Origin of the sequence: Ancylobacter defluvii, from assembly GCF_018390605.1 — a bacterium.
GTDB classification, from domain to species: domain Bacteria; phylum Pseudomonadota; class Alphaproteobacteria; order Rhizobiales; family Xanthobacteraceae; genus Ancylobacter; species Ancylobacter defluvii.
Window position 1 is genome coordinate 135,031 of sequence record NZ_JAHBGD010000019.1, and the last position, 20,187, is coordinate 155,217.

Annotated in this window: 14 protein-coding genes; 13 read left to right on the plus strand and 1 reads right to left on the minus strand. The window is 68.5% G+C overall.

Annotated elements, in window-relative coordinates:
• Window positions 1-51: 51 nt before the first annotated feature.
• The 12 genes from KHC24_RS14785 to KHC24_RS14840 all read left to right on the plus strand — a co-directional run bounded on the left by KHC24_RS14785 (window position 52) and on the right by KHC24_RS14840 (window position 17,277).
• A complete protein-coding gene (locus KHC24_RS14785) occupies window positions 52-2,076 on the plus strand; it encodes a hydantoinase/oxoprolinase family protein (protein WP_213364078.1) in 2,025 nt (674 codons plus the stop codon).
• Window positions 2,077-2,081: 5 nt separating this feature from the next.
• Window positions 2,082-4,031: a hydantoinase B/oxoprolinase family protein gene (locus KHC24_RS14790; RefSeq protein ID WP_213364079.1), complete on the plus strand. Its 1,950-nt coding sequence runs from the start codon at window positions 2,082-2,084 to the stop codon at window positions 4,029-4,031.
• A gap of 130 nt (window positions 4,032-4,161) precedes the next feature.
• Complete coding sequence (gene torT / locus KHC24_RS14795) at window positions 4,162-5,271, plus strand: TMAO reductase system periplasmic protein TorT (protein WP_213364080.1); 1,110 nt, start codon at window positions 4,162-4,164, stop codon at window positions 5,269-5,271.
• 397 nt (window positions 5,272-5,668) lie between these two features.
• Complete coding sequence (locus tag KHC24_RS14800) at window positions 5,669-7,219, plus strand: sugar ABC transporter ATP-binding protein (RefSeq protein WP_213364081.1); 1,551 nt, start codon at window positions 5,669-5,671, stop codon at window positions 7,217-7,219.
• On the plus strand, window positions 7,216-8,253 hold the full coding sequence (locus tag KHC24_RS14805; RefSeq protein WP_213364082.1) for an ABC transporter permease: 1,038 nt from the start codon (window positions 7,216-7,218) through the stop codon (window positions 8,251-8,253). Before KHC24_RS14800 ends, KHC24_RS14805 begins: the two co-directional genes overlap by 4 nt.
• Entirely contained in the window at window positions 8,246-9,250 is a 1,005-nt protein-coding gene (locus tag KHC24_RS14810; RefSeq protein WP_213364083.1) for an ABC transporter permease, read from the plus strand. Before KHC24_RS14805 ends, KHC24_RS14810 begins: the two co-directional genes overlap by 8 nt.
• Before the next feature lie 94 nt (window positions 9,251-9,344).
• Window positions 9,345-10,196, plus strand: coding sequence for an FAD binding domain-containing protein (locus KHC24_RS14815; RefSeq protein ID WP_213364084.1), 852 nt, complete (start codon window positions 9,345-9,347; stop codon window positions 10,194-10,196).
• 18 nt (window positions 10,197-10,214) lie between these two features.
• The gene (locus tag KHC24_RS14820; protein WP_213364085.1) at window positions 10,215-10,670 is read left to right on the plus strand and encodes a (2Fe-2S)-binding protein; all 456 of its coding nucleotides are present in this window, start codon (window positions 10,215-10,217) and stop codon (window positions 10,668-10,670) included.
• Complete coding sequence (locus tag KHC24_RS14825) at window positions 10,667-13,042, plus strand: xanthine dehydrogenase family protein molybdopterin-binding subunit (RefSeq protein ID WP_213364086.1); 2,376 nt, start codon at window positions 10,667-10,669, stop codon at window positions 13,040-13,042. Before KHC24_RS14820 ends, KHC24_RS14825 begins: the two co-directional genes overlap by 4 nt.
• 215 nt (window positions 13,043-13,257) lie before the next feature.
• Complete coding sequence (locus tag KHC24_RS14830; RefSeq protein WP_213364087.1) at window positions 13,258-14,547, plus strand: protease; 1,290 nt, start codon at window positions 13,258-13,260, stop codon at window positions 14,545-14,547.
• 54 nt (window positions 14,548-14,601) lie between these two features.
• Window positions 14,602-15,771, plus strand: coding sequence for an MFS transporter (locus tag KHC24_RS14835; RefSeq protein ID WP_213364088.1), 1,170 nt, complete (start codon window positions 14,602-14,604; stop codon window positions 15,769-15,771).
• Between the two features lie 45 nt (window positions 15,772-15,816).
• Window positions 15,817-17,277 carry an amidase gene (locus KHC24_RS14840; protein WP_213364090.1) on the plus strand — a complete coding sequence of 487 codons (1,461 nt, stop codon included), beginning with the start codon at window positions 15,817-15,819 and terminating at the stop codon, window positions 17,275-17,277.
• On the opposite strand, the gene KHC24_RS14845 is transcribed toward KHC24_RS14840, so the two are convergent.
• Window positions 17,256-18,923 (minus strand): amidohydrolase, encoded by a 1,668-nt coding sequence (locus KHC24_RS14845; RefSeq protein WP_309299330.1) that lies wholly within the window; start codon window positions 18,921-18,923, stop codon window positions 17,256-17,258. The genes KHC24_RS14840 and KHC24_RS14845 overlap by 22 nt on opposite strands.
• A gap of 155 nt (window positions 18,924-19,078) precedes the next feature.
• Here KHC24_RS14845 and KHC24_RS14850 point away from each other — a divergent pair, with 155 nt between their 5' ends.
• The gene (locus tag KHC24_RS14850) at window positions 19,079-20,185 is read left to right on the plus strand and encodes an ABC transporter ATP-binding protein (protein ID WP_213364289.1); all 1,107 of its coding nucleotides are present in this window, start codon (window positions 19,079-19,081) and stop codon (window positions 20,183-20,185) included.
• The last annotated feature ends 2 nt before the right edge of the window (window positions 20,186-20,187 follow it).

A 20,187-nucleotide genomic window follows, 5' to 3' on the forward strand; every position in this document is an offset into this window, starting at 1 on the left:
CGTGCGCGCAGGGAGCCGGCGGAGCGAGCGTAGGACAAGGAAGCGCAGCCCGTGCAGAATCTCCGCGTGGCCGTCGATGTGGGCGGCACCTTCACCGACATCTGCATCATGGACGAGGCCAGCGGCCTCATCCGGATCGAGAAGACCTCCTCCACCCGCGATCCCATCGACGGGATCCTCAGCGGCGTCGAGAAAGCCGGCATCGACCTCTCGAAGGTGGCGCTGTTCTCCCACGGCACCACGGTGGCGACCAATGCGCTGATCACCCGCCGGCTGCCGCGCACCGCGGTGGTATCGACCAAGGGCTTCCGCGACGTCATCGAGATCCGCCGCGCCAACAAGGAGGACCTGTGGGACGTCTACAAGGACGTGGTGCCGCCCTATGTGCCGCGCCGCGACCGGCTCACCGTGCCCGAGCGCATCGATTCCGCCGGGCACATCGTCGAGGCGCTCGATGAGGACGCCGCCCGCGAGGTCGCCCGCATCCTCAAGAAGCGCGGCGTCGCCGCCATCGCCGTCTGCTTCATGAACGCCTATCTCAACGGCGCCAATGAGCGGCGCATGCGCGAGATCCTCAAGGAGGCGATGCCGGACATCCCGGTGTCGATCTCCTCGCAGGTGCTGCCGGAGATCTTCGAGCACGAGCGCTTCTCCACCACCGTCGCCAACGCCGTGGTGAGCCCGGTGGTGGTCGACTACACCACGCGGCTCGGCGACCGGCTCGCCGAGGGCGGCTACACCCGCGACCTGCTGCTCTTGCACACCGGCGGCGGGGTGATGACCCCGGCCAGCGTCAAGGATTTCGCCGCCCGCCTCGCCGGCTCCGGCATTGCGGCGGGCGCCATCGCCAGCCGCACCATCGCCGGGCTGTGCGGCTTCCCCAATTCGATCGGCCTCGACATGGGCGGCACCTCCACCGACGTGTCGCTGGCCTATGAGGGCCAGTCGCGCGTTACCAAGGACTGGTACATCGAGTTCGGCTACCCGATCCGCTTCGCCTCCATCGAGGTGCTGACCATCGGCGCCGGCGGCGGCTCGCTCGCCTGGACCGATCCGGCCGGCGGCCTGCGCAACGGCCCGCAATCGGCTGGCGCCTTTCCCGGCCCGGCCTGCTACGGCAACGGCAATACCCAGCCCACCAACACCGACGCCAACGTCACCCTCGGCCGGCTCGGCACCTCGCTCGCCGGCGGCAAGGTGATGCTCGACCCCGCCCTCGCCCGCAACGCGGTGGAGGAAGGCGTGGCCCAGCCGTTCGGCCTCGGCCTGCACGAGGCCGCCGACGCCATCGTCAAGGTCGCCAATGCCAACATGTCGGACGCGGTGCGGCTGATCTCGATCTCGCGCGGCTATGATCCGCGCGACTTCGCCCTCGTCGCCTTTGGCGGCGCCGGGGCGCTACACGGGGTGGACGTCGCCCGCGAGCTGGCGATTCCCGTGGTGATCGTGCCGCCCAATCCCGGCGTCACCTCGGCGCTGGGCTGCCTGCTGGTCGACATGCAGCACGACTTCTCGCAGAGCTGCATGGTCGGCGCCGACGTGGCCGATCCGGCCGAGATCGAGGCGCTGTTCGCCGAACTGGAAAAGGAAGCTCTGGCGCGGCTCACCCATGAGGGCGTCGCCGAGGCCGACATCCTGCTCCAGCGCTCCATCGACATGATGTATCGCGGCCAGTGGCGCTCGCTGGCGGTCAATGCGCCGCGTCCGCTCGGCAAGATCGCCGATCTGGTGGAGAGCTTCCACAGCGAGCACAAGCGCGAATACAATTTCCGCCGCGACGACGCGCCGGTGAGCTTCTTCCGCCTGAACCTCAAGGCGATCGGCGTGGTGCCCAAGGCCGAGTTCGCCGTGCACGCGCCGACCGGCGTCATCCCGGAGCCGGCCTCGCATCGCCGGGTGTGGTTCGACGGCGAGGGGCTCGATACCCCGGTCTACGCCCGCGACACCCTGCCCTGCGGCTTCGCCTTCGAGGGCCCGGCCATCGTCGAGCAGCTGGATTCCACCACCGTCGTACCGCCCGGCGCCCGCGCCGAGGTCGACAAGTTCCTCAACATCGTCATCCGCGTGAAGGGCTGAGACCGATGGCCGAGCTCGACCCCGTGACCTTCGAGGTCCTCAAGAACTCCTTCATCACCAGCGTCGACCAGATGGGCGAGCAGATCCTGCGGACCTGCTACTCCTTCGTGATCTACAATCATGACTTCTCCAGCGCGCTGCACGACGCCAATGGCGAATGCGCCGCCCAGGGCAATGCCGATATCGCCGTGCATGTCGGCACGCTGCACTTCACCTGCAAGGAAGTGATGCGCCACTTCGAGGGCGACATGCATGAGGGCGACGTCTACGCCATCAACGACCCCTATGCCGGCGGCACGCATTTCTCCGATGTGCGGCTGATCCGGCCGGTATTCGCCGACGGCAAGATCATCGCCTTCGCCCAGTCCAACGGTCACTGGTCGGATGTCGGCGGCTCGGTGCCCGGCTCCTTCGACGTCTCGGCCAAGGAAATGTTCAAGGAAGGCCTGCGCATCACCCCGGTGCGGTTGTTCGACAAGGGCCGGTTCTGCAAGGACGTCGCCCACCTCATCGCCTCCAACACCCGCGATCCGGCCTCGATCATCGGCGACATCCAGGCGCAGGCGCAGGCGACAGCGGTGTGCGAGCGCGAGATGCACCGTCTCGTCGGCAAATATGGCCGCGAGACGGTGGAGACCGGCCTTTCCGCCGTGCAGGACTATGTCGAGCGCTCGGCGCGCCAGCGCATCGCCGCGCTGCCGGACGGCGAATGGGAGACGGTGGACTTCATCGACCGCGACCCGGCCGGCGGCGAGGGCATGATCCCGATCCGCATCAAGCTCACCATCAAGGGCGACAAGGCGATCTATGATTTCACCGGCTCGCATCCGGTGATCGGCTCGATCTACAATTCCGCCTTCGGCACCACCTTCTCGGCGGTGGCGGCGGGGATGAAGACCTTCTTCCCCGACCTGCCGCTGAATTCCGGCTTCTACCGCTGCTTCGAGATCATCGTTCCCGAGGGCTCGATCGTCGATGCCCAATGGCCGATCGCCGTCACCGGCTTCCTGATGCCGTTCGAGAAGATCATGAACGCCATCTACGAGATGTGGTCGAAGCTGATGCCGGAGCGGGCGCTCGCCTGCGCCTTCAATCTCGAATACCTGCTCACCGGCGGCCGCGACGCCCGCACCCCGGACAAGCCGATCTTCATGTTCTACGACTGGCTGCCCGGCGGCTGGGGCGGGCGCAACGGCAAGGACGGCGCCAACGTCACCACCGCCTGCTTCGGCACCGGCATGATGGCGCAGCCGGTCGAGGGCCAGGAGCGCGCCAACCCGATCCTCACCACCGAATGCGAGATCCTGCGCGATAGCCCCGGCCCCGGCAAATGGCGCGGCGGCGCCGGGGTGGTGAAGACCTCGGTGATGCTGCAAGCCGAGAAGACCGTCATCTCCTACATCTGCGACCGCGAGCGTGCGGTGGTGTGGGGCATAGAGGGCGGCCTGCCCTCCATGCCGCACGGCCTCACCCTCAAGCGCGCCGGCGCCGACGAGGAGGAACGGCTCGGCTCGATCTTCTCCGACGTGCCCATAGGCGAAGGCGACGTGTTCTCCCGCCCCACCGCCGGCGGCGGCGGCTTCGGCGACCCGCTGGAGCGCGACCCCGCCCGGGTGCTGGAGGATGTGAAGGACGACTATGTCTCGGTCGAACGCGCCGCCAAGGATTACGGCGTCGTCGTCGAGACCATCGATGCCGAGCTCTGCGACTATGTGGTCGATGCCCCCGCCACGGCGGCCCTGCGCCAGGCCATCCGCGCCCGCCGCGTCACGGAGGCCCGCCTCGATCCGGCACTGGTCGCCGCGCGCTACCAGGCCGGCGAGATCGATGCCTTCGACGCCATCCGCCAGCATGCGGTGATCCTCGACTGGGGCACCGGCGAATTGCTGCCGGAATCCACCCGCCAGTTCCGCGAGGTGTTCGAGCGGCGCTCGGTCGCCAACTGGGCCGGCTGAGCCCCCGCCCCGCCGCCTCGCGCGGCGGCCGACTTCTTCGCCGCCTCCGCGGCGCTACGCAGTGCGTTCGGAAGAGGAGGCGGGCCGGCGCCCGTCCCCTCCCGCCAAAACCAACCAGAGGAAGAAAGCCATGTCGACATCCGCGCGCCCGGCCCGCAGCCGTGCCGTCTCCCGCATCAGGCACCGCGCCCTTGCCGGCGCCGCCCTCATCGGCTTCGCCGCCGCCTCGCTCTCCCCCGCGGCGGCGGAGACGAAGTGGTTCCCGATGAAGATCTACGACAGCTCCTCGGGCACGCCGACGCCGGCGGAATACACCCCGCTCGCCAAGGCCGAGAAGCCCTACAACATCTGCGTGCTGTTCCCGCACATGAAGGACAGCTTCTGGGTCGCCGTCGCCTATGGCATCGCCACCCAGGCCGCGACCTCCAACGTCAACATGAATCTCTACGAGGCCGGCGGCTACGAGAACTTGCCCAAGCAGCTCTCGCAGTTCGACGACTGCATGGCGGCCAAGGCCGATGCCATCATCGTCGGCGCCATCTCCGGCGCCGGCCTGATGAAGAAGTTCGAGGAGGCCAAGGCCAAGGGCATCCCGGTGGTCGGCGTCACCAATCCGCTGCCGCCCAACGCGCTGCCGGCCGCCAACTATGTCGACTTCGTCGCCATGGGCGAGGTGACCGGCGAGGGCCTGCTGGCGCAGTCGAAGCCGGATGAGGAGCTCAACATCGTCACCTTCCCCGGCCCGGCGGGCTCGGGCTGGGCGGAATCCTTCAACGAGGGCTTCAAGAAGGCGGTGGCCAAGAACCCCAAGGCCAAGATCCTCGGCGAGAAGTTCGGCGATTCCGGCGTCGCGGTGCAGCTGCAGCTGATCCAGGACGCGTTGCAGGCCTATCCGTCGATGAACGTGATCTGGGGCAGCGCGCCCACCGCCGAGGCCGCCATCGGCGCCGTCGCCGAGGCCGGCCGCACCGACATCAAGGTGATCTCCTCCTATGAGAACCAGGCGATGCTCGACGCGCTGAACCGCGGCGACATCCTCGCCTTCGCCACCCAGTACCCGGTCGGCGAGGGCGCCATCGCCATCGACCAGGCGATCCGGCTGATCGAGAAGAAACCGGTGACCGCGCTGGTGCAGCCGGTGGCGGCGGTGATCGACAAGACCACGGTGCCGAAGCTGCAGATGGACCTCGTGCTCGCCCCGGCGAGCTGGAGCCCGGTCTACTCCGTCAAGGCGAAGTAGGACCCCCACGGGCGACAGCGCCGCGTCGAGGCTCCGTGCGTGCCCCCGCGCACGGAGCCTCGCGTGGCCCGGGAACGGCATTGGCTCCGCGATGCGGGTGAGGGCTCGCGCTCCTCTTACTCTCCCTCTCCCCGCCCGAACTCGGCTATTGCCGAGTTCGGTTCCGGCAAGGACGAAGCCGGAAACATCCGGCTTCGGCGGAGAGGTGGCCCGCGCAACGGGTCGGTGAGGGGAGACGACACTGGGAAGCCAGGAAGGCCCCTCTCCCCACCCCTCTCCCCGACGGGGGGAGGGAGAAGATGCCGCGCAGAGGGCAAGGCCATGCTCGGCACGGCCCGGCACGCCGGACGATGGAAGTGGCATGCCCCCTGCTACGGAGCAGGCCGAAGGAGAACGGATGAACACCAGCGCAGAGATCCAGCAGGCAGCGCCCGGCGCCGCGCCGCTGCTGGAGCTGAAGGGCATATCGAAACGCTTCACCGGCGTGCGCGCCCTCGATCACGTCGATCTCGACGTCCGGGCGGGCGAGCTGCATGTGCTGTTCGGCGAGAACGGCGCCGGCAAGTCGACGCTGATCAACGTCATCTCCGGCACCTTCCCGCCGGACGAGGGCAGCTTCCGCTTCGATGGCGAGGAGATCCGCCACCTCTCGCCGCAGCGGGCGCGCGCCATCGGCATCAGCCCGGTGTTCCAGGAATTCTCGCTGGTGCCGAGCCTGACGGTGGAGGAGAACCTGTTCCTCGGCCGTGAAATCTCCGCCGGCGGCGTGCTGCGCGCCGGGGCGATGCGCAAAAAGGCCCGCGCACTCATCGACGAGCTTGGCTTCGACCTTGATCCGGGCCGGCGCGTCGACGACCTCTCGCGCGCCCACCAGCAGATGGCGGAGATCGCCAAGGCTCTGCTCGGCAAGGTGCGCCTGCTCATCCTCGACGAGCCGACCGCCTCGCTCACCGAGCGCGAGACCGGCCGGCTGTTCGAATTGATCGCCAAGCTGAAGGCGCAGGGCGTCGGCCTCATCTATGTCTCGCACCGCATGCGCGAGATCCGCGCGCTGGCCGACCGGGTGACGGTGCTGCGCGACGGCCGCCATATCCGCACCCTCGACGCCGCCCGCGTCACCGATGGCGAGCTGGTCGAGCTGATGACCGGAAGGCGCATCGACGTGCTGTTCCCCGCCATCCCGCACGCCCCCGCCGAGGTGGCGGTCGATGTCGAAGGCCTCACCCTTGCCGATGGCTCGGTGAAGGACGTGAATTTCCACGCCCGCGCCGGCGAGATCACCGGCATTGCCGGTCTGGTCGGCTGCGGCAAGTCGGAGCTGGTGCGGGCGATCTACGGGCTGGAGCCGGTCGTCGCCGGCACGGTGCGCATAAACGGCACGCCCTATGACGCGCCGGCCCCGCGCGCCAGCCTCAAGCGCGGCGTCGCCTATTTCCCCGCCAACCGCGTGGCGGAGGGGCTCGCTTTGTCGCGTCCCATCCGCGAGAATGCCTCGATGACGGCGCTGGACCTGCCCGCCGTCGCCCGCTTCGGCCTGTTGCGGCAGGGCAGCGAGCGCAGCCTGGTCGGCGCGGCGATGGAGCGGCTGAAGCTGCGCCCGCCCAATATCGAGCGGCCGGCCGGCGCGCTCTCCGGCGGCAACCGCCAGAAGGTGATGCTCGGCCGGGCGCTGACCCGCGACCTGTCGGTCTTCCTGTTCGACGAACCGAGCGTCGGCATCGATGTCGGCGCCAAGCTCGAGGTCTATGAATTCATGAAGCAGTTGGTGGAGGCGGGGGCGGCGGTGATCGTGGTGTCCTCGGAACTGCCGGAGGTGCTGGCGCTCTCCAACCGCCTCTATGTCATGCATCACGGCCGCATCGCCGCCGAGCTGGCCGGGCCGGAAAAGACCGAGCAGAACGTGCTGGCCTCCTTCTTCAAGGAACATCTGGCGACGGAGGCGGCATGAACGCGCACGCTTCCTCCACCAATGCCGCCTCTCTCGCCGCCCGCCCCGGCATCACCGCCTCCGGCCGCAGCCTTCTCGGCCGCATCGGCTTCCTGCCGGCGCTGCTGATCCTGGTGGTGGTCGGCATGTCGGCGGTCGATCCGCAATTCTACGGGCCGATCAATATCCTCAACATCCTGCGCAACGCCTCCTTCCTCACCATCGTCGCCTGCGGGCAGGCCCTGGTGATCATCGCCGGCGGCTTCGACCTGTCGGTCGGCGCGGTGGTAGCGCTGGCCAGCGTGGTGACGGCCAAGACCATGGGCATGCTCGCCGCCGCCTTCCCCGGCAATGACGCCCTCGTCATTGCCGGCGGTGTCGCCGCCGGGCTCGGCAGCGGCGCGGCGGTGGGGCTGGTCAACGGGCTGTGCGTCGCCCGGCTGAAGGTCTCCGGCTTCGTCGTCACCCTCGGCACCATGTCGGCGACCGCCGGGGTGGCGCTGATGATCACCTCCGGCATCCCGGTCTACGGCATGCCGCAGAGCTTCGTGCGCGAATTCGGCCGGGCCCAGTTCTTCGGCCTGCCCACCGCGATCTATGTGGCGCTCATCGTGCTGCTGGTGATGGTGTTCGTGCAGCGGCGCACCTTGTTCGGCCGCTATGTCTACGCCATCGGCGGCAATGCCGATGCCGCCATCGTCTCCGGCGTCGGCATCCGCCGGCATCTGGTCGGCACCTATGTGCTGTCCGGCGTGCTCGCCGCGCTCGCCGGCATCCTGCTTACCGCCCAGGTCGGCTCCGGCCAGGCCAGTTTCGGTGGCGATCGCATGATGCTGCAATCCATCGCCGCCGCCGTCATCGGCGGGGTCAGCCTGCGCGGCGGCGTCGGGCGGGTGGAGATCGTCGCGGTCAGCGCGCTGTTCCTCACCATTCTCGGCAACGCCCTCAACCTGCTCCACATCGATTCGCGTCTGCAGCCGGTGTTCCTTGGCGTCATCATGGTGGCGGCGGTGGCGCTGGACGAACTCGGCCGGCGGAGGAAAGCCCGTGTCTGACGTCTCCCCCTCTCTGCCCTCGCCCGCCGATCGCCGCTCCGCCCTGTCGGCCCTGCTGTGGCAGGCGGCGCTGCCCATCGCCCTCATCATGTTGCTGCTCGGCTTCGCGGCGGTGGATTCCGCCGTGCTCACGCCGGGCAACCTGGTCAACATCGCCCAGCAGGCGAGCTATCTCGCCTTGTTCGCCATGGCGCAGACGGTGGTGATCCTCACCCGCGGCTTCGACCTCGCCTTGGGGCCGACGGTGTCGATGGTCAGCGTCGGCGCGGCGCTGGCCATGGCGGCCGGGGTCGCCGGCGGGCAGGAGCCCGGCACCGTTCTGCTGATGGGGCTGGCGGCCGGCTTCGCCCTCGGCGCCGCCTGCGGCGTGTTCAATGGCGTCGTCGTCGCCTATCTCGGGGTCAGCCCCTTCGTGGCGACGCTGGGCAGCTACAACATCGCCATCGGCGTCGCCACCACCATCTCCGCCGGCCGGCCGGTGCAGGGGGTGCCGGACCTGTTCTCGCAGTTGCTCTATGGCGGCAGCCTGTTCGGCGTGCCGGCGGCGATCGTCATCGCGGTGCTGGTCGGCATCGGGCTGCATCTGCTGCTCACCCGCACCGTCTATGGCCGTTCGCTCTACGTCATCGGCACCAATCCCCGCGCCGCCGCGGTAGCGGGACTGCCGGTGAAGCGGCTGCTGGTCGCCACCTATATGCTGTGCTCCAGCCTCGCCGCGCTCGGGGCGCTGATGATGACGGCGCGCACTGGCTCCGGCGAGCCCAATCTCGGCGGCTCGCTGTCGCTGCAGGCCATCGCCGCGGCGGTGGTCGGCGGGACCAGCCTCGCCGGCGGGCGCGGCGGGGTCGGCACCGCGGTGGTCGGCGCGCTGTTCGTCACCATCCTGTCGAACGGCATGAACCTCGCCCGCATTGACGGCTATGTGCAGATGGTGGTGCTCGGCGCCATCGTCATCGCCGGCGTCGTGCTCGACCGGCTGCGGCTGGAGCGGCGCTGATGCGGGATATCGGCCGCATCGGACGGATCGTTCCCACCATACACCTCACCGTACTGACCGGACACGCCCGGCGACGACCCTGGGAGGTACCTCGATGACGCCATCGCCGCACCCCTCGCTCTATGTCGCCCCCTCCCTCGATACCGCTCTCGACGCCCTCGCCGAGCGCGGTGCCGAGGGGGCGCCCTTCGCCGGCGGCACCTGGATCATGCGGGCGCCGATCCGCCACGAACGCCTGCGGCCCGCTTATGTCGGGCTCGGGCGCATCCCGGAACTGACCCGGATCGAGGTCGGGGACAGCCATGTCTCCATCGGCGCCGGCGTCACCCATGCCCGCCTCGCCGAGGCCCTCGCCGACGCGCCGGACCTGCAGGTGCTCGCCGAGGCGGCCGGCCGCTCCGCCAATCCCGCCGTGCGCCGCGCCGCCACCCTCGGCGGCAATCTGTGCACCTCGGGCTTCGCCGCGGCCGACCTTGTCCCGGCGCTGCTCTGCCTCGACGCCGAGGTCGAGATCCGCTCGCGCGAGGGGACGGAGCGCCTGGCGCTGAAAGAATTTCTATCGATCCGCCAATCGCTTCACCCAAGCCTTCTATTGACGCGCATCCTCGTCCCGCGCTCGCCCGCCCGCAGCGCCCATGCCCGGCTCCCACTGCGCAAGGCGGGCGATTACCCGACCGCCATCGTCAGCCTGGCGGTGACATCCGACGACGACGGACGGGTCGCGCAGGCCCGCATCGCCGTCGGCTCGGTGGAGGCGGTGGCGCGTCGCTGGACCCGCCTCGAGGCGGCGCTCGCCGGCGCACCGCTCGACGCCGGGACCGCGCATCGCCTCGCCACCGAGCTTGCCGGCGAGTTCACCGGCCGCGACGGGGTGGAGGCACCGGGCTGGTACCGGGTCTCTGTGCTGCCGGCGCTGGTCCGCCGCGCCGTCGCCGCGCTTCACTGATCCGGACAGGAGATCCCCATGCCGATCGACATGACGGTCAACGGCGAATCCAGGCGCTCCATCGCCGACCCGATGACGCCGCTGGTCGACGTGCTGCGCGAGGAGTTTCACCTCACCGGCGCCAAGCCAGTATGCCGTGAGGGTTTTTGCGGCGCCTGCACCGTGCAGCTGGACGGTGAGCCGGTGGTTTCCTGCCTCACCCCAGCGGGACTGGCAGCGGGATGCGAGATCCGCACCATTGAGGGGTTGTCGGCCGGCGGGCGGCTCAATCCGGTTCAGGCGAAGCTCGCGGAGCATGATGCCGTGCAGTGCGGCATGTGCTTTCCCGGCATGGTGGTCACCTTGACGCATTTCCTCGCCCACACGCCGCGCCCGAGCCGTGACGAGGTACGCGCCGCCCTCACCGGCAATGCCTGCCGCTGCACCGGCTATGAACGCATCGTCGCCGCCGCGCTCGACGCCGCCGGCGCATGAAGGAGGCCGCGATGACCGTCGATGCCGTCATGGAATTCCGCCGCCGCGACGCCGGCGACAAGCTCACCGGCCGCACGCGCTACACCATCGACCGCGCCCATGCCGGCATGCTGCATGCCGCTGTGCTGCGTGCGCAGGTGCCGTCGGGACGCATCGTGCGCCTCGACGTGACGAAAGCCGCCGCCCTTCCCGGCGTGCGTGCCGTGGCGACGGCCACCGATGCTCCCGGACGCGTCGGCATCGGCATCGCCGATCATTCGCTCTTCGCCGAGGACGTGGTGCGCTACATCGGCGAACCGCTCGCCGCCATTGCCGCCGACACGCTCGAACAGGCGACGGCGGCGCTCGAGGCGATCGAGGTCGAGATCGCGCCGCTGCCGGCCGCTTTCACCATGGAGGAGGCGCTGGCGCCCGACGCTCCGCTGCTGCACGCGGAATGGCAAGATTACGAGGTCTTGCTTGAGGGCGGTGCACGCGCCGGCAACGTCGCCTGGGAGGCGACGGTGGTCCGGGGCGATGTCGATGCCGCCTTCGCCCGGCCGGATGTCACCGTGGTCGAGAGCTCGTTCCGTGTCGGGCGGCAGAACCACATGGCGTTCGAGCCGCGGGCTGCGGTAGCGAACTACGACGAAGGTCGCTTCCATATCGAAACCTCGACCCAGGTGCCCTGGACAGTGCGCAATGCCACGGCACGCTTTCTCGGCATTCCTGCCTCGCAGGTGCGGGTGACGGTGCCTCCCGTCGGCGGCGCCTTCGGGCTCAAATTCGACATCGCCATCGAGCCCTTCGCCGCACTGCTGGCGAAGATGAGCGGGCGGTCGGTGCGGCTGGTCAATTCCCGCGAGGAGGAGATGCTCACCTGCCTGTTCCGCGAGAATGCCGAGATCCGCATCCGCTCGGCGGTGACGCCGGCGGGCGAGATCGCCGGGCGCGAGGCGGTGGTACTGATGGATTGCGGTGCCTATGGCGGCGAGCAGATCTTCCTCACCACCATGACGGCCCACACGCTTGGCGGCAATTACAAGCTCGGCGCGACCCGCCTCGCTTCCCGTGCCATCTACACCAACACCGCTCCGAACGGTGCCTTCCGTGCCTGCAACGGCGTCTACAATACCTTCGCGCTGGAACGGCACACCGACGAGATCGCCGCCGCCATCGGCATGGACCCACTGGAGTTCCGCCGGCGCAACGTGCTCGGAGACGGCGATTACGGTGCGACCGGCCAGGTGTTCGACGGCGACGTCCTGCGCCCGATGCTGGATCGCATGGAAGCGCTCCGCGCCGCCGCACCCTCGCGCGATCCGCAGGACGGACGCCTTTACGGGCGCGCGACGACGGTCGGCACCTGGTTCGTCTTCGTCGGCCCCTCGGCGGCGACAGTGAACATGAATGCCGACGGCAGCGCCACGCTGGTCACTTCGGGCGTGGAGATCGGCTCCGGCTCGATGATGCAGAGCCTGCCGCAGATCGTCGCCGCGACGCTCGGCATCCGGCCGGAGGATGTGATCGTGCGCCAGGCCGATACCGACGCGGCCGGTTACGATGTCGGCGTCGGCGGTGGCCGGCAGACCGTCTCGCTCGGCGCCGCCAGCCTCCAGGCGGCGCAGGAGGTGCGCGGCAAGCTGCTGGCGGCCGCCGCACAGATGCTCGACGCCGCCCCCGACGATCTCGTCATGCAGGGTGGGCGGATCGAGATTGCCGGCCCCAACGGAGCCGGTTTCACCATCGCCGAGGTGGCCGCGCGCGCGCAGGCGCTGACCGGCCCGGTCGCTGGCACCGGTGCCTTTACCCGCAAGGGCGTGCCGGCCATGCCCGGCTGCACCGCCGGGCATTTCATCGATGCCATCGACATTCCGATCTTCGCCGTCCACGACTGCGAGGTCGCCGTCGACCCCGACACCGGCCATGTCGAGGTGCTGAGCTATCGCGTGGTCCAGGATGTGGGGCGGGCGCTGAACCGAAGCGCCATCGGCGGCCAGATCCAGGGCGGCGTGGTGCAGGGGCTCGGCTATGCGCTGCACGAGGAAGTATCGATCGACGCGCAGGGCCGGATTTGCCAGAGCGGTTTCGAGACCTATCGCGTGCCGCTCGCCTCGGACGTCGTCCCGGTCGAGGTCGAGCTGTTCGAAGGCGCCCCGTCACTCGGGCCGCTCGGCACCAAGGGAGCCGGTGAGGTCCCCATTCTCAATGTAGGGGCGAGCGTCGCCTGCGCCGTGGCGAATGCGACCGGCGCCCGCGTTCAGGAGCTGCCGCTGACCCCGCCGCGCGTGCTCGCCATGCTGCTGGGCCGACAGCGTGAGCTCGCCTTTCCTCATATTAGGCCGGCATGGGACGACAATCTGGTGCGCCCGCACGGCGCGGAAGCGAACTGAACCCAACCCCTCCGCGTCCCTCACGGCCGCCGGCCCGCCGATCGTCGATGCCAGATCGTTGACAACGTTAAGAAAGCTTGCGGAACCGAAGCATGGGTTGATAGGCTCCGGCCGTCCCCGGAGGCCGTGCACCGTCGGCCTGCCTCCTTCATGCTCCTGGAGATCGCTCCCCGTGGCTGCCAACCGCGGGGCGGCGCTTTTCTGCAAGGTCATCCATGATTGAAGTCCTGCTGCTGCTGATCGGTGCCCGGGTCATTCGTACCAAATGGTGGATCATCGGCCTTATCGGACTGGCATGGCTGACGATGGGCGGCCTCATCCTCATCAACGCGCTCAGCGACGATAAGCGCATTCCGCCGGTCTGGTTCACCGTGCCGCTGCTGCTCGATGCCGGCGCCTCGCTGATCGCCGGCTTTACCGGCACCGGCACCCGACGCGCCCTGCGCTTCAGCAAGGCCGGCATCCTGGTCGCCATCTCCCTGCTCATCATTCTCCGCCCCTGGGGAAGCGACATGCTGGTCGGCTTCCTCGTCGGCACTTTCCTGGTCGCCGATGCGAGCTTCCGGGCGGCGAGCGCCTGGGTGGTACGGTTCCCGCGCTGGCGGGGCTCGCTCGTCGCCGCCGGCATCGAGTTCTTGCTGGGTCTCTGGTCTTTCCTTCCCTGGCCGACGGGCTGGCAGGGCGAGGTGGGCGAGGATGTCGGCACGCTGATGATCGTCACGGCCTACGGCCTGCTCGTCACGGCGCGACGACTCCGCCGGTTGCCGGAAAACATGCCGATCGCCCGTATCCTCAGCGACGGCTGGCCGCGCGGCGGCACCGCGGCTCGCGCTCCGGGACAACTGCCTGGCGATCCTGCCTATGGCACCGTCACCGTGCATGTCTGGACGCCGACCGGCAATCTTGTCGGGCTTGGCCATGGCATCGCCCGCTATGTGGCGGCGCTGGACGAGCATGGCGTCGTCTCCACCGGCCACGCGGCGCTGGAGGCAGGACCGGACATCTATATCAGCCATTATCCGGCGGTAGAGATCGACCGCGACGGCTCGCAGTTTACCCGCATCCTGCGCGCCACCCGGGAAAACGACGTGCCCGGCAAGTTCCAGCCCAGCTATACTTATGAAAGCGCCGAATGGTGTCCTTCGAGCTGGCGGGTCGAACTCGCCGGCCTCGACGTCGAGGCGCTGCGTGCCTTTTGGGCGAATTATCGCCAGGAAACCACTTACAACCTGACCAACCGCAACTGCTCCAGTTCGGTGGCCAAGGCGCTCGACGCCGCCGTCGAAGGCCTTTTCGCCGAAGAGGTGCGCTCGCCCTGGTTCCTCACGCGGCTTTTGATGCTACCGGAGTTCTGGGCGGCCGGCGTTATCAGGCGCCGTGCCGAGCTGATGGCCTGGACGCCGGGCCTGGTGCTGGATTATGCGCGAGCCTTGTCTGCCATCATCGAGCTGCCGGAGCGCATGGGTCGGGGAATTCGGCGCGCCGAGGCTCAGCAAGCTGCTTAGGGGACCCGGACCATCGCCGCACGCGGCCACGGTTCGGAGGGGGAGATTTTCGACATGCAGCCGGACGCCGGAAGCACCATCCTGGCACGTATCGCCATCATCGCCACGGCAACGATTTTCGGACTCACCTACAGCCTGAGCGCTGCGCTGATCGCGCTCGATCTCGCCGAAAGAGGCCTAAGCGAAACACTCATCGGCGCCAATGCCGCCATGCATGCGATCGGCGTGCTGATCATGGCCTTTCTACTGCCGCGCCTGACGGCATTTTTCGGCCTGCGGCGCTCGGTCATCGGCTCGCTGCTGCTGGCCGCACTGCTGCTATGCCTGTTCCCCGCCATGCCGTTGGTCTGGCTGTGGTTCCCGCTGCGCATCCTGCTCGGCGCCGCCTCCGAGGTGCTGTTCGTGCTGTCGGAGACGTGGCTGAACGCTCTGAGTTCGGAATCCTCGCGCGCCCGCACCATGGGGGCCTATACCGCAGCCATGTCGGTCGGCTTCGCCCTCGGCCCGCTGATCCTGTCCATTGCCGGCTCCGAGGGCTTCCTGCCCTATGGAATCGGTGCCGGCCTCGCTGCTTGCGCGGCGGCGTTCGTGATATCGCCGGCCATTGCGGCTCCCGTGATCGAGCAGCCGCATCACAGCAATCCATTCCGCTACATCCGCCTCGCGCCGGTCGCCATGGCGGCCACGGCGCTGAACGCGGCGGTCGAGACCGCCGGGCTCACCTTCCTGACGCTCTATGCGATGTCGGTCGGCTGGCAGGAGGCGCAGGCGACGCAGCTCATGACCTGCATGATGTTCGGCGCCATCGTGCTGCAGCTGCCGATCGGCTGGCTGGGCGACAAGATGGACCGCCAGTCGCTCATCATCGGCCTCGCCGTGCTCTCCGCCATCGGTGCGGCGGCATGGCCGTGGGCGCTCGAGGCCCAATGGGCGATCTATCCGCTGCTGTTCGTCTGGGGCGGCCTGTTCGTCGGCATCTACACCATGATGCTGACCATCGTCGGCAGCCGCTTCTCCGGCAGCGACATTGTCGGCATCTATGCCGGTATGGGACTGTTCTGGGGCGTCGGCGCCCTGATCGGGCCGACCATGGCCGGCGTCGCCATGCAGGCGACGACGCATGGATTGGTGGCCTTCGTGGCGCTGGCCTGCGCCCTGTTCGCCGTCGCCGCGCTGATGTTCCGCTCGCCGCCGGAAGCGACAACGCTGCGCACCGAGCCGTGAAGTTTCGCCATCCCATGACGAAACGCCGGGTACTGGAGTTCGATCGTGAATTTGAGTGATCTGTTCGAGAGCTGCGACGCCGTCGCGCTGGCCGATCTGGTACGCCGGCGGGAGATAACCCCCACCGAACTTCTCGACGAGGCGCTGCGACGGGTCGGAGCACTCAACCCGCGGCTCAACGCCGTCGTGATGCAGCGGGAAGATGTCGCACGCCGCCTCATCGCCGAGGGGCTGCCCGACGGTCCGCTCAAGGGCGTGCCCTTCCTGCTGAAGGACCTCGGCGCCGAGGCGATCGACTTTCCGTCCAACAACGGCTCGCGGCTGTTCGCCAACACGCATTACGGCCAGGATTCGGCGATCTATGCCCGGCTGAAGATGGCCGGCCTCGTCACCTTCGGCCGGACCACCTCGCCGGAGGGCGGCGTCGGCCCGACCACCGAGGCCGCGGTCTATGGCGGGCCGACCCGCAACCCGTGGAACCCAGAACACACGCCCGGCGGCTCCTCCGGCGGGGCGGCGGCGGCGGTGGCCTCCGGCATGGTGCCGGTGGCGCACGGCTCGGACGGCGGCGGTTCGGTGCGCATCCCGGCCTCAAGCTGCGGCCTATTCGGCTTCAAGGCCACTCGCGCCCGCCTGCCCGACGGCCCCTATGTCGGCGAGGGCTGGGCCGGCATGGCGATCGACGGCTTCCTGACCCGCTCGGTGCGCGACACCGCCGTGCTGCTCGACGCCACCCACGGCTCTGATCTCGGCGCGCCCTATGCGGCGCCACCGCTGGAGGCCTCGTTCGGCGCCGCGCTCGGCCGGCAGGACAAGCCGCTGCGCATCGCCTTCATCCCGACCAACCTCACCGGCGAGGCGATCCATCCCGAATGCCGTGCCGCGGTCGAGAAGGCGGCGCGGCTGCTGGAAGATCTCGGCCACCAGGTTGAGGAAGCTCGCCTCGATGCCGACACCTCCGGCATGATGGTCGCCTGGACCAAGGTGATCGCCTGCGGCACGGCACTGTCGGTCGAGAGCGCGGTGCGCCGGCGCGGCCGCCCGCTCGCCGAGGACGAGATCGAGAACGTCGCCCGCACCGCGATCGCCTATGCCCGCACGGTGAGCGGCGCCGACTATCTCGAGGCCGTCAACAAGGTGCACGCCTATGGCCGCGAGCTGGCCCGCTTCTTCCAGCGCTACGACCTGCTGCTGACAGCGACGCTGGCCGAGCCGCCGGCAAGGCTTGGTCGCTTCAACCATCTCGGCAAGGATTATGTCGATTACCGGATGGCTCCGGGGATGGTGTTCGCCTATTCGCCCTTCACCGCCGCCTTCAACGCCTCCGGCCAGCCGGCCGCCTCGCTGCCGCTGCATTGGACCGAGGACGGGCTGCCGGTCGGCGTCCATCTCGCCGCCGGCTTCGGGCGCGACGAATTGCTGCTCGGTGTCTGCGCCCGCATCGAGGATGCGGCGCCGTGGTTCCAGCGCCGCCCGCCGATCAGCTACGCCGCGCTGCGCTCATAGGTAATCTGGCCGCCACAGAGGGTGGCGGCCACCTTCATCGCGTCGATCTCGTCGGGCGCGGTCGTCTCGATGTCGCCGTCGAGTATGACCACATCCGCCACCGCACCCGGCCGGAGCACGCCCTTGTTCGCTTCGGCAAATTCGGTGAAGGCGCCGTCGCGGGTAAAGCCGGCAATCGAGTCGACGAGGCTCTGGCGCTCGTCCGGCGCGCCCTCGAATACCGGGCCGCGTGTCACCGCCGTGCGGATGCCCAGCAACGGATCGAGCGGCGCCACCGGCCAGTCGCTGGCGAAGACCAAGCGGGCGCCGGTATCACGGATAGTCTGCCAGGGATAGGCCAGCATCATCCGTTCGCGGCCGATCATGGAGAGGATCGGCTCCGGCGGATAATACCCCCCCGGCGCGTGGGTCGGCTGCATCGAGGCGATGACACCGAGCTCGGCGAAACGGCCAAGGTCGCGCGGCGCCAGCAACTCGATATGCTCGATGCGATGGCGGCTGTCGCGAGCGCCATTGGCGCGCCGCGCCGCCTCATAGCCGTTGAGAGTGCGGTTGACGGCCAGATCGCCAATGGCATGGACGGTGATCTGGAAGCCCAGGCGGTCGATCTCGGTGCAGATGGCGTCGAATTCGCCTTGCTCGAAATAGGAGGCGCCGCGCACGCCCGGCGAGCCGATATAGTCCTCGAACATATGAGCGGTGGTGGATTCCACCACGCCATCCATGAAGATCTTCACGAAATCGGCCTTCAGCCGGTCGGAGTGCCAGCGCGACCGCATCTCCACCGCCTTTTCAAGCTCGGAGAGCGCCATCCCCGGCGTGAAGCGGAACGGCACCCGCCCGCGCACGATCAATTCGCCCGCCGCCTCGATCTCTCCCAGCAGTTCCAGCTGGTAGAAATTGCCGTCCATGTTGTGGAAGCTGGTGATGCCGAGCGAGGCGCAATAAGCGAGTCCTTGCTTGATGATTTCCTTGTCGACAGCGCGGTCGGCGGCGGTCGGCGGCGTCTTCGGCTCGTGACCGGCAAGGCCGAGCATTTCGCGCCCGCCGGTCGGCGTCAGCGCCGAGATCGGCGCCATGGCCTCGAACTCCCGCAACTCGCCGGTGGCAAGCCCGTCGGTACCCATGACGATCTCGTTGCCGGGCGGCAAATCCCTGCCGTGGAGAATGCCGGCAGCCTCGAGCGCCTTGGTGTTCGCCCACATGGTGTGATGGTCGCTGGCGAACAAAGCGAGCGGCCGGTCCGGCAACACTCGGTCGAGCAATTGCCGCGTGATCGGCTGGTCGTCGCCGAACATGAAATAGGCCGCCTGCTCGGCAATCAGCACCTTGGACGCATCGGACCGGGCCCGTTCGCGAATCGCCGCCGCAATCTGCTCGAAGCCGGTGAAGCCGGCGAGCGACAGGCTGGCGAGTTGGGCTCCGCCGGTGAAGAGATGGATATGACTGTCGATGAAACCGGGCAGCACGCTGGCGCCGCCGGCGTCGATCCGTCGGGTCGTCGGGCCGGCCATCTCCGCCACTTCGGCACGGGAGCCGACGGCGAGAATGCTGCCGCCCCTCAGGGCGATCGCCTCGGCGGAAGGCCGTGCAGGGTCCATGGTGAGGATGCGGGCGTTCTCGATGATGACGTCGGCGCTCGGCAAGGGCTGCTCCTCAAATCGGCTGGCCAAAAATTTGATCACATTCTTAGCCGGCCTGCTTGCCCGCCGCCAAGCCGTCCCATAGGCTGGTTTCAACAACAACGGACTCGGGGATTATCCGGGGCCTCCAGAGAACGGCAATAACCAACGGGTGAATGATGCCGGAGCCTGCCACGGCACAGGACAAGCGCGTCGCAATAGAAGCCAAGAGTATCGTCAAGCAATTTGGGGAAGGGCCCAGCGCGCTACGCGCGCTCGACAATGTGTCGCTCGCCATACGCGAGAACGAGTTTTTCACCCTGCTCGGTCCCTCCGGCTGCGGCAAGACCACTCTTCTCCGGCTGATCGCCGGCTTCGAATATCCCTCCGAAGGCGCCATCCTGCTCGATGGCCAGGACATTGCTGGCCTGCCTCCCTTCAAGCGGCCGATCAATACCGTCTTCCAGAGCTACGCCCTGTTCCCTCACCTCACCGTGTGGGAGAACGTGGCCTTCGGCCTGCAGATGCGCGGCCGGCCGAAGGGCGAGATCGCGGCCCGCGTGGCCGAGATGCTTAAGCTCGTACACATGGAAGAACTCGCCCGGCGACGCACCGACCAGATCTCCGGCGGCCAGGCCCAGCGTGTCGCGCTTGCCCGGGCGCTGGCACCGGCGCCCAAGGTCCTGCTGCTGGACGAACCGCTCTCGGCGCTCGACTACAAGCTGCGCAAGGAGATGCAGATCGAGCTGAAGCGCCTGCAGCATGAGACCGGCATCACCTTCGTCTTCGTCACCCACGACCAGGAGGAAGCGCTCACCATGTCCGACCGCATCGCGGTCATGTCGAAGGGCAAGGTGCGGCAGATCGGCTCGCCCTGGGACATCTACGACAAGCCGGCCGAACGCTTCGTCGCCGACTTCATCGGCGAAACCAACTTCCTCACCGCCGCCGTCACCGGCATCTCCAACGGTGTCGCCAACGTGCGGCTCAAGTCGGGTACCGACATCCTTGCCACCGTCGCCGAAGGCTTCCAGCCAAAGGGCGAAGCGACCATCGTGGTGCGGCCGGAGCATGCGCGGGCCGTGCCGCAGGGCGGCCAGCTCGCCGGCACGGTGGAGAACATCGTCTATTTCGGCACCGACACCCACATCCATGTGCGCCTCGGCGAAGACGATCTGTTTACCGTGCGACAGCAGAACAGCCGCGCTCAGTCCTGCGGCTTTGCGATCGGCGACCGGGTGGGCATCGAGATCGCGGCGGATGCCGCGCAAGTGCTGCGGGATTGACG